This is a genomic window from Rhodococcus pseudokoreensis, from assembly GCF_017068395.1.
Lineage (GTDB): Bacteria > Actinomycetota > Actinomycetes > Mycobacteriales > Mycobacteriaceae > Rhodococcus_F > Rhodococcus_F pseudokoreensis.
In genome coordinates, this window is the sequence record NZ_CP070619.1 from 1898262 (window position 1) to 1912107 (window position 13846).

A 13846-nucleotide genomic window follows, 5' to 3' on the forward strand; every position below is an offset into this window, starting at 1 on the left:
ACCCCTGCAGGGCCGCACACCATTTCGCGCTGACTACCGTGTGCGCGAAACCGATCAGGAGGTGGGTTCGGGCGCGGGCGGAACGAATGGGGTGTTGACGGTGACGAGGTACTGGATTCCGAGGATCACCAGTGCGGCGCCGCCGACGAAGATGGTTCCGGCCAGCCCGCCTGCGGCGAATCCCGCCAGCAGTCCGCCGAGGCAGCCGACCGGAGCGCCGACCACGGTCACGGCGAGCAGTCCGCACCCGACCACGAGACCGACGACACCGAAGATCACACCGAAGATCAGGCCGCCGATCAGCGTCGCGTACCCGAGGTAGCTGTTGAAGTCGGCCAGCGCCGAATCGTCGCGCTCCTTCTGGGTGTCGAATCCGTCCTGCGCCACCGACTTCAGCGAAGACGCGACGTCCTCGGGGACGTGCGGGGTGAGCGTCACCGTTCGCCCGTCGAGGTCGGCGTCGATCGGGTAGACGGCGTCGCCGACACGAATCGTGAGAGGCAGTGCGGCCACCACCTTGCCGCTGTCGTCGACCACCTCGATCGCGTCACCGATGTCGGTGACCCGGAAGGCGCCCGCGTCGATCGACGTGATCACGGACTCGCCCTCGGCGTGGGCCTCGTAGCCGATGTCGGACGATTCCTGCTGTGCCATCGGGGCCGCGTGTGCGGTTCCGGCAGAGATGCCGAGCGCCGCGACGACGAGGACCGCTGCTCCGGTGAGAGCCCGCAGATTCCGCGCGAACCGGCCGCTCATGCCGTGGGTTCCGGCGCGACGAACGGGCTGTTGATCGTGTTCAGGTACTGGATGCCCAGGACGACCAGGGCGCCGCCGCCGACCACGATGGTGCCCGCGAGCGCGACGACGGGCGCGACGATCAGCGCACCCCCGATGCACCCTGCCACCGGCCCGGCGAGGCCGAGGAACGGAATCACCAGGGCAGCGGTGCCGGGGATGATGCCGATCGCACAGCCGATGGCCCCGCCGATGATGGCGGCGACGATCGCGGTGATCGCACTCGTGATGCCGAGTTGCTGCTGGAAGTCGTCGAGCGCGCGGTCGTCGCGTTCCTGTTTGTCCTGCGGTGCGGCCACGTCGTCGAGGGTGATCCGCTCCGACACCGGGACGGGGGTCGCTGCGGACGGATCCATGTTCGGGACGAGTCGCAGGACGCGCGCGGACTCGTCGACCGCCACGGAGAACGGATGCTGCAGGTCGTCGACCCGGAAGAAAGTGGGAATGGACGCGACGACACGGCCACTGTCGTCGACCACGTCGACGGTGTCGTTCGCGGCGTTGATCGCGAAGGCGCCGGCGTCGAGGGTGGCCACAGCGGCGTCACCGTCACGCGCGGTCAGGTAGTTGATATTCGGGATGCCGTGTTCCACTGCCGGCTGGGGTGCGGGGGCCGGATCGGCGTATGACGTGGCAGCCCCGACTCCCATCGCCGCGACGACAAGCATGGATGTGGCAGTAAACCGTCGGAGGTTCATCGAGACCCGTTTCAAGAGCAGCGCTGTGACGGACGAAGGTTAGCCTAAGCATTGGCAAACCCGGGACGTCAGCTCCGCCGCTGTGACGAGGTTCACTTTCGGAAAGTCCATACGACGACGAACCGCCCGCCTCCGGGAGGAGACGGGCGGATCAGTGGTCTTGCAGCCGTGCGGCTAGATCACCCATGTCGTGGTGTCGCACATCTTTCGGACCGACATCAGAGCAGCTTGGGACCGACAGTCACGATCGTGATCACGTAGCCGAAGATGTCGGCCAGGATTCCGAACAATTCCGCCATGAATATTCACACCTTCCCTTGGGCGCACGCGCCTCTGAAACTGGCTACTTCGCGCCCTTGTCGTTCTTCGCCCAGATCGTGGTGCCATCGGGCGCCGTCAGAGTCTGCGCAAGCTGAATACCTGCGATGACCAGGGTCGGCCCACCGACGATGACGGTTCCGGCAATTGCCCCGACCGCCGCGAACACCGGGACGGTCGCCAGGGCGACCGGCCCCGCAATCAGGCCGACCAACCCGATCGCGCCACCGACGACGGTGCCGGCCAGTCCACCGACCGCCGAGGCCAGTGCGAGTTGCTGACCGAAATTGGCCTGCGCGCGCGTGTTCTCCTCGACCGAAGCAACATCGCTCAGCGGAAGATCGGTGTCTGCGATCGGCGTCGCTTTCGCGCGATCGACGACGGGAGTCAACGTGAGAGTCTTGCCGTCCTCGCTGACCTTCTCCTCGAAGGGAAACTGCAGATCGTCGAAGCGGTACGCGAGGGGCAGCGAGAGGACTGCGTTTCCGGCGCCGTCTTCAAGTGACACCGATTTGCGATCCGACGACACAACGAACGCGCCCGCATCGATCTTCGTGACGACTGCCCGATCCTCCACGCGAGTCTCGTATGCGATGTCGGCTCCGGGCTCGGCCGCCGGTTCCGCGACCGCCACCCCGGATCCGGCCGCGAGGGCACCCACCAAAAGTGCCGAAGTCGTAACGAAACGACGCAACTTCATTCCATCCCCTTAAGGTTTCAACCCCATCCGCCGCTAAACAGTAACTTGCTGCTCCGACAGATCCCAATTGAGTTTCGACTCGAGAAAAGGCTCGTCACCAATAGTCGACGAAGGGCTATGGAAGTTCGCATCAGGAACGGCGCCGGGACCGAATTCCAAGAATTGCACCAGTCCTTCATGCAGTAATTCCCATCGAAAGCGGGGAACCGGTCGGTTTCTTCGCGGAGGCCGCCCGCACACGACCCGGCCCCGCCGTGCGTGACACGACGGGGCCGGGTGACCGAGGCGAGGGTTCTACTCGTCCCTGTCGGCGTAGATCGAGGTCCCCGGGGCGGCGTTGTACGTCTCCCACAACTGGTAGGCGCTGACGCCGAGCGTGGGACCGCCGGCGACGATGGTTCCGACAACCCCGCCGATACCCGCTCCCGTGACGAGACCGGGCACACACCCGGCAGGAAGTGTTGCGATACAACCGATTCCGGCTCCGGCAATGGTTCCGACGAGACTGCCGACCGTGACGGCGATGCCTACCTGCGCGCCGAACTGGCCGAACGCCCTGTCGTTCTCCTCGCGGGACGCGACGTCGTGGAACGGCAGCGGGAGTACGGCGGGTGCCGCCACTGTCGGCGCGGGCGCGACGGGGGCGGGCGCCGCCGCCGGCCCCGCGTGGGAAACCCCGGCAGCGAGACCCATGGCGGCGACCGCCATGCCTGCCGTTACTGCAGCTCTTCTCACGATCATTGATGCCTCATTTCAGGACCGACGCGACGAAGTACTGATGTGATCGAAGTGCACTGCACGACCCCCGTTGCGACCGCTGACCAGGGCCGGAAAACACGCTCAGAGTAACAGCGGAATCACGGCGGAAATGTCCATTGACGAAAAATTCATCGCAGCGACAAGGCCCCGGTCGCAAGTTGGTCGATTGCAACATAATTCGCACGAATTACATGGCGTGAATTAGGCCCGCCGGGCGGATTTTCGGCACGGCCGACATCGACGCACGGAATATTTGCCCGCCGTTATCCCACCGCAATGCAACCGCGCTGCATTCGTGACCGAAATGGCGGCCGGAGCACACGCGAGAGACTCCTGGGACGCCCCGCGCGGCCCGTCCGCAGAAGTTAGGGCGACCTTGGGTGAACGCCGCAAATTCGAACCTTTAACGTGGCGAACAGAAAGTCCGATTGTGGCATGCACCACATGCTCCATCGGCGCCCCAGCTGCAGATATCCCGCTCTAGCCCGGTAAGTTACCCGCAGGTAGCCTTAATAAGTTACCAGCGGGTAACTTAGCAAGCGTTAGGATCACGAGCAGTCCCGAGGTGGCCGCCCTGCCGCCCTGAAACGAAAGGCCGCGACATGAATGCCCTGACGATCACGTTGGGCACCATCGGCGTGCTGCTGAGCCTCGTATGTTGGTTCTCCTTCATCACTGGCGCATTGAAGATGGTCAACGTCGTCCGGATCGGCCAGTCGGCCCCGGATCGATGGCACCCCTTCTTCCCGCGCTTCAAGCAGATGTGTGTCGAGTTCATCGCCCACACGCGCATGAGCAAGTTCCGCACCGTCGGCTGGGCCCACTGGCTGGTCATGGTCGGCTTCATGCTCGGAGCCGTCGTGTGGTTCGAGGCGTACGGCCAGACGTTCAACCCGGAGTTCCACTGGCCGCTGGTCGGTAACACCGCCGTCTACCACTTCGTCGACGAGATCCTCGGCCTCGGCACGGTCATCGGTATCACCACGCTGATCGTGATCCGCCAGCTGAACCACCCCCGCGTGCCCGCGCGGCTGTCCCGTTTCGGTGGCTCCGACTTCAAGGCCGCGTACTTCGTCGAGGCCGTCGTCCTCATCGAGGGTCTCGGCATGATCTTCGTGAAGGCCGGGAAGATCGCCACCTACGGCCACTCGAACCCGTGGACCGACTTCTTCACGATGAACCTCGCGAAGCTGCTGCCCGCGAGCCCGAACATGGTCGCGTTCTTCGCCTTCGTCAAGCTGATGTCGGGCATGATCTGGCTCTACGTCGTCGGCCGCAACATCACCTGGGGTGTCGCCTGGCACCGGTTCGCGGCGTTCGCGAACATCTACTTCAAGCGTGAGGACGACGGCGACGTCGCACTCGGCGCCGCCAAGCCGATGATGTCCGGTGGCAAGCCCATCAACATGGAGGACGCCGATCCCGACACCGACACGTTCGGTGCCGGCAACATCGAGGACTTCTCCTGGAAGGGCTGGCTGGACTTCACCACCTGCACCGAGTGCGGGCGGTGCCAGTCGCAGTGCCCCGCGTGGAACACCGGCAAGCCGCTGTCCCCGAAGCTGCTCATCACGTCGCTGCGCGACCACGGTTACGCGAAGGCTCCGTACCTGCTCGCCGGTGGCCGCAAGGACATGGGCGGCGACGAGGTCGGCCTGGTGAACGGCGAAGGCGCCGTCGACGACGCCAAGCTGGCGGCGATCCCCGAGGCAGCCCGCCAGGAGGCCGAGCGCAAGCTGGTCGGCGAGACCGTCGAAGGCGAGCTGGCCCCGGTCATCGACGCCGAGACGCTGTGGAGCTGCACCAACTGTGGCGCGTGCGTCGAGCAGTGCCCCGTCGACATCGAGCATGTCGACCACATCATCGACATGCGCCGTTACCAGGTGCTGATCGAGTCGGAGTTCCCGTCCGAGCTGGCCGGCCTGTTCAAGAACCTCGAGAACAAGGGCAACCCGTGGGGTCAGAACTCCAAGGACCGTCTCAACTGGATCAGTGAGATGGACTTCGAGATCCCCGTGTTCGGCCAGGACGCCGACAGCTTCGAGGACTACGAGTACCTCTTCTGGGTCGGCTGCGCCGGCGCCTACGAGGACCGCGCCAAGAAGACCACGAAGGCCGTCGCCGAACTCCTCGCCACCGCAGGCGTGAAGTTCATGGTGCTCGGCGCCGACGAGACGTGCACCGGCGACTCTGCTCGCCGCGCAGGTAACGAATTCCTGTTCCAGCAGCTCGCCATGCAGAACATCGAGTTGCTGAACTCGGTCTTCGACGGCGTCGAGCAGCGCAAGCGCAAGATCGTCGTCACCTGCGCCCACTGCTTCAACGCGCTCGGCAACGAGTACCCGGAGGTCGGCGGCGACTACGAGGTGGTGCACCACACTCAGCTGCTCAACCGCCTGGTCCGCCAGAAGAAGCTGATTCCGGTCGCGTCCGTCGGTGAGGACATCACCTACCACGACCCCTGCTTCCTCGGCCGCCACAACAAGGTCTACGACGCTCCCCGCGAGCTGATGGAAGCCTCCGGCGCGAAGCTGAAGGAAATGCCGAGGCACGGCGAACGGTCCATGTGCTGTGGTGCCGGTGGTGCCCGCATGTGGATGGAAGAGAACATCGGCAAGCGCATCAACATCGACCGGGTCGACGAGGCGCTCAGCACCGATCCGAAGAAGATCGCGACCGGCTGCCCGTTCTGCCGCGTCATGCTCACCGACGGTGTCACGGCTCGCCAGGAGTCCGGCCAGGGTGAGGGTGTCGAGGTCGTCGACGTCGCCCAGCTGATGCTCTCGTCCATCACGCGTCTCGAGCCGGAGAAGCTGACCGAGAACATCAAGGTCGTCCCCCGCGAGAAGCCGGCCGAACCGGTGGCAGCCGAGGCCAAGGCAGCGGTGGTCGAGAAGGAACGCGTCGAAGAGGTCGAGGAGGCCGCCGCAACTCCGGCCGCCACGGAAGCTCCCGCGGGCAAGGGCCTGGCGATGAAGGGCCTGGCCAAGGCACCCGGAGCGAAGGCTCCCGGCGCCAAGGCGCCCGGCAAGGGTCTCGGCATGGCCGGTGGGGCGAAGGCTCCCGGCGCCAAGAAGGCTGCTCCCGCCGCGGCGGCTGACGCAGGCTCCGAGGCTCCGGCAGCGGAGACTCCCAAGCCGAAGGGCCTCGGGCTCGCCGGTGGTGCGAAAGCACCGGGCGGCAAGGGTCTGCAGATGAAGGGTGCCGCCAAGGCTCCCGGCGCGAAGGCCGCCGCTCCGGCCGCCGACGCACCGGCCGCTGAGGCTCCCGCCGCCGAAACGCCCGCTCAGGACGCGCCGGCAGCGAAGCCGAAGGGGCTCGGACTCGCGTCCGGCGCCAAGGCACCGGGCAAGGGCCTGCAGATGAAGGGCAAGGCGAAGGCTCCCGGCGCGAAGGCCGCCGCTCCGGCCGAGCCGGCGGTCGCCGAATCCCAGGCTGTCGCACCCCCGGCTGCCGAACCGGAGGTCGTCGACACCTCCTCCGCCTCGGAAGCTCCCGCGGCCGAGGCTCCGAAGGCTCCTCCGGTGGCGAAGGCCGGTGGACTCGGTTTCAAGAGCGGTGCCAAGGCTCCCGGGGCCCGCAAGTCTGCGGCTCCCAAGGCCGCAGCACCGAAGGCCGAGGCACCCGAGGCTTCCCCGGCTGAAGCACCCCAGGCCGAGACACCGAAAGCCGAAGCACCCGCGGCCGAGGCTCCGAAGGTAGAGGAGTCGAACGGCGACGGGTCCAACGGCAAGGCACCGGAGACGGCGCAGGCCCCGCCGCAGGCCAAACCCGGTGGGCTCGGTTTCAAGGCCGGCGCGAAGGCACCGGGCCGGAAGAGCTAGCCGACAGCAGTGAACAGCAACGCCCCCACCGTGATCGGTGGGGGCGTTGCTGTTTTCTACCGCGGTCCGGCGCCGCCGCGTCCGCCCGCTCCGCCGCCCATCGGCTGAGCGGGCGCCGGGTTCTGCACTGTGTATTCCTGCACCGTGTCATTACCCGCGGTGTCGTCCTGCGCGGTCTGGTCGGCGGACGATGCCTGTTCGACGGACGAAGTGGTGGTGGTTGTCGTTGCCGAGGGCGTGTCGTCCTGGCCGATCAGCTGGGTCGCTGCCGCGCCGCCGCCCAGGAGGACGAGGGCGGCGACACTCGCCGCGACCATCCAGCCCCGGATACCCGACTTCGGTGTCTTCGCGGCCGGGGCGACGGTTTGTGTGACAGCCGGTGTGGGCGGGGAAACGGGCCTGGTCGGCACTCCGGCGGATGCGGAGGGAGGCAGTACACGCGACGTTGCCGCCGCGATCGGTCGCGGCGCCGCCAGTGGCTTCACCCGCGGCCCCGGCGCCGACATCACCCGGGAACCCGACTGCCGGAGCGATGCCCGCTCGGCGATCACCGCCGCGCCGCGGGCGGACGCCGTCGCCGGCTCGGGCGAGACGACGAGGGGGACGTCCACGGCCGTCGACATCAGTTCCGTCACGAGCGGTACCGCCGCTCCGCCGCCGAGGAGCACGACCGCGTCGACGGGAGTTCCCGTCTCGGCGAGACGTTCGAGTTCACGTGCCACCGCGTTCGCGGCGTCGGTGAGTGAGCCACGGATGACGTCCTCGAATTCGGAACGCATGACACGTATCTGGCGGCGGACGCCGGGAAGTTCGACGGTAACCACGGCGGAGGTGTCCTGCGACAACCGCTCCTTCGCAATCCGGCAGCGGGCCGCGAGTTCGGCGAGCGCTGCGCGGTGCGCGGGTTCGTCGACGTCGAAGTCCGGGTTCGCGTTCTGTACCAGCGCGACCACATGCCCCATCAGCAGCCGGTCGGCGTGGTCTCCGCTGAAGTCGGTGCTCCGCGTCGATGGGCGCACAGCGAATTCGGCGCCCTGCCTGGTGGCCACGGTCAGGTCGAGGGAGTGGGCTCCGACGTCGCACAGCAGCACTGTGTCGTAGTCGTCGAGTTTCTCGACTCGGGCGACCCACGTGAGTGCCGCAATGGTTTCGGACATCACGGTGACGGTGCGGTTCTGCAGCAGGCCCCAGCGACGGATCTCGTCCTCGAGTTCCTCCACCGCATACCCCGACCAACCCGCCGGAGCCGCGACCACCACATGGTCGGGCGCCGGGGTGCGGCCCCGGATCAAACAGTCGAGCGCGGTGGTCACCAACTGCACGGCCGGGGTGCGGGTCCCGTCGTCGCCGATCACCGGAACGGGGTCACCGACTCTGTCGATGAAGTCACGAAAGACGATGCTGCCCTGCGGAAGCAGCCCCGCACGGTGCGGCCCGAGGGTGGGAGCGCTGCTGGACGACAGCGCGAGTTCGGCGGAGCGCCGCACCACCGTGAATCCGTCGTGCTCGTGGTGCCCCTGCGATTCACCGTGCATCTGTGCGGACACGAACGAGTCGGAACCCATACTGATCCCCATCGATGTCCGCATGTCGTGATCTCCATTCCGTGGTACGGCAGGCGGATTTCCTGCCGGTCGAAACGCTAGACCGCCTTCCTGTACCGACCGCTGTGCGCTTCCTGCGATGTTCCTGTGTGCATGGCGGCGAACGCCCCTAGCGAAGGTGCAGCGTCCTCCCATGGTCTTCCCAGGAATGGTCCATAACGTCGTCGGCAGTCGCCTCGAAGGGGCTAACCGAGATGAAGGAGCACTCATGACGAGAAGCGAAATCCACCCGTCGGCCGTCCTCGAACACGACGTCCCCGCCCTGCACGCCGCGACCGGCGCACGGGCACCGCAGCCCGACCTGGGCGGCGCGCCCCATGCGGCGGACCTACTGCGCGACGGACTCGACGGTCTCCTGCGCGACCTCCGCCCAGCGAACTCGACCGGCGAGCGTCCTACTCAGCACAATGAGCAGCACCAGAATTCGCACGACGTCCCCCGAGACAACGACAGTCGTGGGTTCGAGAACACCGGCCACACCTCCCCCGGAATCCAGGACCCCCACGACACCGGCAACCAGGTCCGCGAGAACAACACCGCCAACCCCGGCCACGACAACCACACCGAGGGCGACCGACAGAACAGCGCCGCCGACGCCTCGCGCGCCGACAATCATCAGAACACCGCCCAGCAGAACAACGGCCGCAACGAGGCCAACCACCAGGACGACGCAGGCCGCCACACCACCGCCCCCGGCAACCAGGCCCACGAGAACAACGGCACGATCAACCACGACGGACGCACCGACGGCAACAACGTCGCGAGCCATCAGAACGCCTCCTCGAACTCATCGACGTCGTTCGGCAACCCGGGCCGCGGTGAGTCGGCCGTGAACTCGGGCGGCGCGTCCGCGTCCCAGCCCGTGTTCGGCCAGGGAAACGCGGTTGCGACGCAGCCGTCGACGCTGGCGCCCACGTCGGTGTCCGCGCAGACGTCGTCGGCCGTGCAGCCTGCCGCGGCCGGTCAGGCGACGAGTGCGGCGCCGGCAACGGCGGCGTCCGCGGCCCAGCCGATCACGGCGACCCCGGTGTCGACCCATTCCGATTCGGCGGTGACGTCGCAGCCTCTCGACACGACGATTCGGCAGACGAACACCGAACCTGCCTCGGCGACGACATCCGACACAGACCGGAATCAGAATCAGGTTGCGGACCAGCAGAATACGCGGAGCGCGGAGACTGCCTCGGTCACCGGCGACGAGGGAACGCGGGCAGCGTCGACGGACACCACCCCGAACAACTCCACCCAGACCGACGCCACCACCCAGAGCGCGACGGCACCCACCGCGGATCTCGGCCGAACCGAGGCGACCGCGGCAACGGCAACGGCAACGACCGGCACCACCGACAACCATGCGTCAACGACCTCGACCCAAACACCGGAGGCGACCACAACGGCAACCCCAACGACAACGGCACAAGAGGCGACAACCACGGCCACAGCACCCGCCGCCGATCTCGGCCAGACCCAGGCGGCCACCCAGTCCACCCCGACCACCACGACGGCGGCGAGCAATGACGTCTCGTCGACGGACCACAGTTCGGCGGTCAGCACGCTCACGGACACGACGTCGGACACCGGCCTCAGCCATGACACCGCAGCCACCGACACCGCAACGACTGACAACGCCACCACCGATACCGCGACGACGTTCGACACCACCACCTCGTACGACTCGAGCACCGCATACGACTCGAGCACCGCATACGACTCGGGCACCGCGCTCGACACCAGCACATCACTCGACGCGACGAGCGCGACGAGCCTCTCGTCGGGGTTGACGGCCGATTCCGGCAGCACTCTCGACACCCACGATCAGAGCCTGACTGCGACGACGACTGTCGACCAGCACGTGTTCTGACCTCGACGTGGCGGGCCCGCCCACTCCCCTGCAGCGGGCCCGCCACTCCCCTCTCTCGAATGCCCGTCACCGACTCTTGCGGAGATCATGAACGCCACCCTCGAATCCTCAGCCGCCACCGCACCTGTGCGCCCGAATCTTCCCGCCGAGACCACTGCGTCGATGACGGCGCTGCTGTCGCAGTTGGCGGCGCTGACCCGGACGGCGGGTCGCGGCGATCTCCTGACCCGGCTGTCGCACACCGAGTCTCGCCTCGCCGATCCGCGGACGCGGGTCGTGGTGCTCGGTCTGACCGACAAGGGTGTCAGTTCCGTGGCGGGCGCGCTCGTCGACGCGGACGTGTCGGCGACGGCACGGTCGCGGCACGAACCGGTGGTGGTCGAGTACGGACCGGTCGCGCCGGATCCGGATTCGACGGTCACCCTCCCCCACGACCTGCTCGCGGAGGGTCTGGTGCTGGTCGACGCGCCCGGCTTCTCCGGTCACGCCCCGGCGCGCGCGGCGGACACGCTGGCACTGGTCCCCACGGCGGATGCGGTGCTGTTCGTCTCCGATGCGAGTCAGGAATACACCGAACCCGAGGTCGCCCTGCTCACGCAGGTGCACAAGCTGTGCCCGATGGTGATCTGCGTCGTCAACAAGATCGATTTCTATCCGCGGTGGGCAGACATCCAGAAGGCCAACCGCACGCACTTGCAGAATGCGGATCTCGCGCTGCCGTTGCTGCCGGTGTCCGCGCTGATGCACGCGGACGCTCTCGAGGCGGGCGACGACGCGCTCGACGTCGAATCCGGCATTCCTCAGCTGGTCGACTATCTTCGCACCCAGGTGGTCGCGAAAGCGGATGTCGTGCTCCGCAATTCGGTGATCGCCGACGTTCGCACCGTCACCGACCACCTGTCGCTGTCGCTGAGCGCCGAACTGGACACGTTGCGTGATCCGCAGCGCGGCGCCGCACTCGTCGAACAGATGACCCGGGCCCGCGCGGCGGCGGATCAGCTCCGGCAGCGATCCGCGAACTGGCAGTACACGCTGGCCGACGGCGCGATCGAATTGATGACGGACATCGAGCACGACCTGCGACATCGGCTGCGCACCGTCATCCGCGCGGCGGAGGAGGACATCGGCAAGTCCGACCCGGCACCACGGTGGGAGGAGTTCGGTTCCTGGCTCGACGGCGAGATCGCGTCGTGTGTGCGGGAGAACTTCGTGATGGCGCACACCCGTTCGCAGGACCTGGCGCTGTCGGTCGCGGGGCGCTTCGCGGAGGACGGCAAGGTCCCGGTTCCCGCGCTGCGCATCGACAATGTGGATCACGTGCTCGAACCCGTGAACACGCTCGAATCCCTGGAGAGTGCACAGGGTTTCACGCAGCGCGTCCTGTCCAGCATGCGCGGGTCGTACGGCGGTGTGCTGATGGTCGGTCTCGTCACGAGCCTGGCCGGCCTGGCCCTGGTGAACCCCTTCTCGATCGGCGCGGGAGTACTGCTCGGCGCCAACACGTATCGCGAGGACCGCAAGGCGCGCACCGCCCGCAGGCAGGCGGAGGCGAAGGTGGCGGTGTCGCGACTGATGGACGACGTGATCTTCCAGGTGGGGAAGGAATCGAAGCAGCGACTGCGAGAGGTGCAACGCGTCCTGCGCGACCACTTCACCGACCTGGCGAACGAGATGCTCCGTTCCGTCGACGATTCGCTGCGCGCGGCGACCGAGGCGTCGAAGATGCACGACGATCACCGTGCGACGCGGTCGGCGCAGATCCGCACCGAACTCGACACGTTGCGGCAGATCCGAATGCAGGCCGCAGGATTCGCGGGGCAGGTGGCGGCATGAGCGTCACCCGTCTGGGCTCCCAGACCCGCCAGCTGATCGACGCCGCCCGGCACGAACTGCGCAGCGACCCCGCCACCGTCGACGAACTCCGGCACTGCGGCGCCCGCCTCGAGGAGCCGCTCCGGGTCGCGCTCACCGGCACGCTGAAGGCCGGCAAGTCGACGCTGCTCAACGCCCTCGTCGGCGAGGAGATCGCACCCACCGACGCCACCGAGTGCACCCGGGTGGTCACCTGGTTCGAGCAGTCCGCTACGCCACGCATCGACCTCACCCACGACGCCGGACGCCGGACACGACTGCCCGTGCACCGGGACGAGGGCCGGCTCTCGCTGGACCTGGGCACGGTGACCGCGGATCGGGTGGAGCGACTGCAGGTGGGGTGGCCGTCGGCGTTGCTCGGCGAGTTCACGCTCGTCGACACACCGGGAACGTCGTCGAATTCGCGGGACGTGTCGGCGCGGACCCGGGCGCTGCTCCTCCCCGAGGACGGGCCGTGCGACGTCGACGCCGTCGTCTACCTGACCCGGGGCACCGACGGAGCGGACGTGCGGTTGCTCGACCAGCTGCAGACCCGGGTCGGTACGGCCGCCGGTCCGCTCGGCATCGTCGGGGTGCTGTCGCGGGCCGACGAGGTGAAGGGCGGCCGCGAACGCACCCTCGACGCGGCCCGGGCCGCCGCGGACGATGCGGGTCGCCGGGTGCAACGCAGCCTGCTGCCCGTGTCGGGTCTCCTCGCGCTGCGCGGCCGCACTCTGCGTCAGACCGAGTTCGACGACCTGGCGGTGCTCGCCACCGTTCCGGACAGCGTGCTCGAGTCCGCGCTGCGTTCGATCACCCGGTTCACGGCGGAGGACGCCGACCTCGTGCTGTCGGCCGGGCAGCGCCGCGACCTCCTCGAGAGTTTCGGCCTGTTCGGTATCCGGTTCGCGGTCATGCTGATCCGCTCGGGCGCGACCGACGCGCCGGCGCTGGCCCGGGAGTTGACGGCGCACAGCGGCCTCGAGGATCTGCGCCGCACGCTGCACCTGCAGTTCGGTCAGCGCAGCACCGAACTGAAGGCGCACTCCGCGCTCCGCACGCTGAAGGCCGTGCTGGCCCGGACCCCGTCGTCGGCGAGCCGCAGCCTGAGCCGGGCGGCGGATCGCCTGCTCGCGGACACCCACGTGTTCCGGGAACTGCGGGTGCTGTCGGGCCTGCGCTCGACCGGTCTGCAACTGCGGGACTCGGACGTCGTCCTGCTCGAGCGGGTGCTCGGCGGTGAGGGCATGTCGCCGCACACCCGCCTCGGCTTGCCCGCCGACGCCGCCCCGGAGCAGATCTCACGCGTCGCGCTGACGGCCATGCGGTTCTGGCGGTCCCAGGCGGGACGCCCGACCATCGACACGGCGACGGTGCAGGCGTGTGCGTGTGCGGCGCGGTCCTGCGAGGCCCTGCTCGCCCGATGACGAGCCCGT

General features: G+C 67.8%; 9 protein-coding genes. 4 read left to right on the forward strand and 5 right to left on the reverse strand.

Annotation, left to right across the window (positions count from 1 at the left end):
- Nucleotides 1-54: 54 nt before the first annotated feature.
- The 4 genes from JWS13_RS14205 to JWS13_RS14220 all read right to left on the reverse strand — a co-directional run bounded on the left by JWS13_RS14205 (nt 55) and on the right by JWS13_RS14220 (nt 3252).
- Nucleotides 55-756 (reverse strand): DUF8020 domain-containing protein, encoded by a 702-nt coding sequence (locus JWS13_RS14205; protein WP_206006112.1) that lies wholly within the window; start codon nt 754-756, stop codon nt 55-57.
- Entirely contained in the window at nt 753-1463 is a 711-nt protein-coding gene (locus JWS13_RS14210; protein WP_241032182.1) for a DUF8020 domain-containing protein, read from the reverse strand. Before JWS13_RS14210 ends, JWS13_RS14205 begins: the two co-directional genes overlap by 4 nt.
- A 373-nt stretch (nt 1464-1836) precedes the next feature.
- Complete coding sequence (locus tag JWS13_RS14215) at nt 1837-2511, reverse strand: DUF8020 domain-containing protein (RefSeq protein WP_206006116.1); 675 nt, start codon at nt 2509-2511, stop codon at nt 1837-1839.
- A gap of 294 nt (nt 2512-2805) precedes the next feature.
- Nucleotides 2806-3252, reverse strand: a complete 447-nt coding sequence (locus JWS13_RS14220; protein ID WP_206006118.1) for a hypothetical protein — start codon at nt 3250-3252, stop codon at nt 2806-2808.
- Nucleotides 3253-3872: 620 nt separating this feature from the next.
- Here JWS13_RS14220 and JWS13_RS14225 point away from each other — a divergent pair.
- Nucleotides 3873-7094, forward strand: coding sequence for a (Fe-S)-binding protein (locus JWS13_RS14225; protein ID WP_206006120.1), 3222 nt, complete (start codon nt 3873-3875; stop codon nt 7092-7094).
- Nucleotides 7095-7150: 56 nt separating this feature from the next.
- Here the strand turns inward: JWS13_RS14225 and JWS13_RS14230 are convergent, their stop codons facing one another.
- Complete coding sequence (locus JWS13_RS14230) at nt 7151-8683, reverse strand: Hsp70 family protein (protein WP_241032183.1); 1533 nt, start codon at nt 8681-8683, stop codon at nt 7151-7153.
- A gap of 223 nt (nt 8684-8906) precedes the next feature.
- Between JWS13_RS14230 and JWS13_RS14235 the strand changes: the two genes are divergently transcribed.
- The 3 genes from JWS13_RS14235 to JWS13_RS14245 all read left to right on the forward strand — a co-directional run bounded on the left by JWS13_RS14235 (nt 8907) and on the right by JWS13_RS14245 (nt 13837).
- Nucleotides 8907-10559 carry a hypothetical protein gene (locus JWS13_RS14235; RefSeq protein WP_206006122.1) on the forward strand — a complete coding sequence of 551 codons (1653 nt, stop codon included), beginning with the start codon at nt 8907-8909 and terminating at the stop codon, nt 10557-10559.
- A gap of 87 nt (nt 10560-10646) precedes the next feature.
- A complete protein-coding gene (locus JWS13_RS14240) occupies nt 10647-12392 on the forward strand; it encodes a P-loop NTPase family protein (protein ID WP_206006124.1) in 1746 nt (581 codons plus the stop codon).
- The gene (locus JWS13_RS14245; RefSeq protein ID WP_206006126.1) at nt 12389-13837 is read left to right on the forward strand and encodes a dynamin family protein; all 1449 of its coding nucleotides are present in this window, start codon (nt 12389-12391) and stop codon (nt 13835-13837) included. Before JWS13_RS14240 ends, JWS13_RS14245 begins: the two co-directional genes overlap by 4 nt.
- Nucleotides 13838-13846: the final 9 nt, after the last annotated feature.